2 protein-coding genes are annotated in these 2,652 nt (G+C 61.2%); both read left to right on the top strand.

Annotated elements, in window-relative coordinates; translation table 11 throughout:
- Positions 1-115: 115 nt before the first annotated feature.
- Positions 116-1,639 carry an IS21 family transposase gene (gene istA, locus ACP7D4_RS27835; protein ID WP_426212669.1) on the top strand — a complete coding sequence of 508 codons (1,524 nt, stop codon included), beginning with the start codon at positions 116-118 and terminating at the stop codon, positions 1,637-1,639.
- Positions 1,632-2,435 carry an IS21-like element helper ATPase IstB gene (istB, locus tag ACP7D4_RS27840; protein WP_426212671.1) on the top strand — a complete coding sequence of 268 codons (804 nt, stop codon included), beginning with the start codon at positions 1,632-1,634 and terminating at the stop codon, positions 2,433-2,435. Before istA ends, istB begins: the two co-directional genes overlap by 8 nt.
- Positions 2,436-2,652 lie beyond the last annotated feature (217 nt).

The raw sequence follows: 2,652 nt of genomic DNA on the forward strand, positions 1-2,652 counted from the left end.
TGTTGACGCTGACCGAAAATTGACCCACCTACAGGGGGTATGCTGATCGAAAATTGACCCAGGTGTTCTACTGCTCCTGCCCACATTTTGGGCAGGAGAAAAAAAGGTGATCACCATGGAAATTTTGGGCAAGATTCGACGGATGTACCTGCGCGACAAACTGTCGCTGCATGAGATAGCGAAGCGCACGGGCTTGTCGCGCAACACCATACGCAGTTGGTTGCGCAAGCCCGAGGACGAGACCGCGCCTCCGGCCTACGTCAGGGAAAAGAGCCCCGGCAAGCTGACGCCCTACCACGCCACGCTGGAACTGGCGCTCAAGGCCGATGCGCTGCGCAACAAGAAGAACCGGCGCACCGCCAAGGCGCTGTTCATCCAGATCAAGGCTGACGGGTATGCCGGCTGCTACTGCCAGGTCACCGCCTTCGTCCGTGACTGGCGCGGGCGCGAAGGCAAGGCGCCGCACGCCTTTGTGCCGCTCCAGTTCGAGCTGGGCGAGGCGTTCCAGTTCGACTGGAGCGACGAGAACCTGGTGATTGGCGGTATCTACCGGCGCATGCAGGTATCGCACATGAAGCTGTGCGCAAGCCGCGCCTTCTGGCTGGTGGCCTACCCGAGTCAGGGGCATGAGATGCTGTTCGATGCCCATACGCGCTCGCTGGCCGCGCTGGGCGGGGTGGCCCGCCGTGGCATTTACGACAACATGAAGACCGCTGTCGACAAGGTCAAGAAGGGCAAGGGCCGGACCGTCAACAAGCGTTTTGCCGCGCTGTGCAGCCACTATCTGTTCGACGCCGATTTTTGCAACCGGGCGTCCGGCTGGGAAAAGGGGATCGTCGAAAAAAATGTGCAGGACAGTCGCCGGCGCATCTGGATCGACGCCCAGAGCCTGCGGTTTGGTTCCTTCGACGAACTCAATGTCTGGCTCGGCGCACGCTGCAAGTCGCTGTGGGACACGATGCGTCATCCGGAGCACAAGCACTTCAGCATCGCCGAAATGCTGGAGCAGGAGCGCGCCGAAATGATGCCCATGCCGACGCCGTTCGACGGCTACGTGGACAAGTCGGCGCGGGTATCGAGTACCTGCCTGGTCACCGTCGACCGCAACCGCTACTCGGTGCCGTGTGAACTGGCCGGTCAAATGGTGAGCACCCGGTTGTATCCGGATCGCGTAAGCGTTGTGGCGGCCGACGCCGTGGTAGCGGACCACGAGCGGCTGGCCGATCGGGCGCATGTCCGCTACGATTGGCAGCACTACATCGACCTGGTCGATCGCAAGCCGGGCGCTCTGCGCAACGGCGCCCCGTTCGCCGACATGCCGGCGCCGCTCAGGCAACTCAGGCTCGGCCTGCTGCGACACGAAGGCGGCGACAAGGTCATGGCGCAGGTGCTCGCTTGCGTGCCGGTGGCGGGACTGGAGGCGGTGCTGGTGGCGGTGAACCTGGTGATCGAGTCCGGCGCGCTGAGCGCCGAACATGTGCTCAACGTGCTGGCGCGGCTCACTGCCGCCCCGCAGCCGGAGAGTGTCGAGACGAGCCTGCGGCTCAAGGAGGCGCCGCTGGCCAACACCAGTCGGTACGACAGCCTGCGCGGCACTGGCGACGGCGCCAGCATCGCGGTGGAGGCCGATCATGCGTGACATCACCAACGAACTCAAAGAGCTGCGCTTGCACGGAATGGCAAGCGCCTGGACCGACTTGACGGACGCGGGAACGTCGTCAACCGAGTCGTCCAAATGGCTGTTCGAACATCTGCTACAGGCCGAGCATACCGACCGGGCCATGCGTTCGGTACGGCACCAGCTCACCGCCGCCAAATTCCCAATGCATCGGGACCTGGCCGGATTCGACTTCGAATCGAGTAAGGTCGATGAGCGCCTGGTGCGGCAGTTGGCGACGCTGACGTTCACCGACACGGCGCAGAATGCGGTCCTCATCGGCGGGCCAGGAACAGGAAAGACGCACCTGGCCACCGCCATCGCGGTGAACGGTATCGCTTCGAATGGAAAGCGGGTACGCTTCTACTCAACCGTCGATCTGGTCAACGTCCTTGAGCAGGAAAAGCGGGAGGGCAAGGCCGGCCGCACCGCGCTGTCGCTGATGCGGATGGATTTGGTCGTCCTTGACGAACTTGGATATCTTCCATTCAGCCAGGCCGGCGGCGCCTTGCTGTTTCACCTGCTCTCCAAATTGTATGAGCACACCAGCGTGGTCATCACCACGAATCTCAGTTTCGCTGAATGGTCGAGCGTGTTCATCGACGCCAAGATGACCACGGCTCTGTTGGATCGGCTGACCCACCACTGTCATATCGTAGAAACCGGAAATGAGTCGTATCGCTTCCAGCAAAGCACGATGGCGGCGAAGAAACGCATCAAGGCGCGCGAACAGAATCGCAAGGGAGGCAAGGCAGAGCCTCCTGACGAACCATTCTGAAATCGCGCCGGCAGACGACGATAGATATAAGATAAATCGTTTATATCGTTTGTGTTAATTCGACGACGGCAAGGGGAATTCGCTACGGGCCACGCCCTGCGCCAATTCCCCTTGCTATTTGGTATACTTATCCACAGCTGCTAGCATCAAACGCAGCGCCCGCCCCTGGGTCAAATTTCAATCAGCAGGGTGGGTCAATATTCGATCAGCGTCAACA

Origin of the sequence: Massilia sp. TWP1-3-3 (genome assembly GCF_049897805.1) — a bacterium.
Taxonomy (GTDB): Bacteria; Pseudomonadota; Gammaproteobacteria; order Burkholderiales; family Burkholderiaceae_D; genus Telluria_A.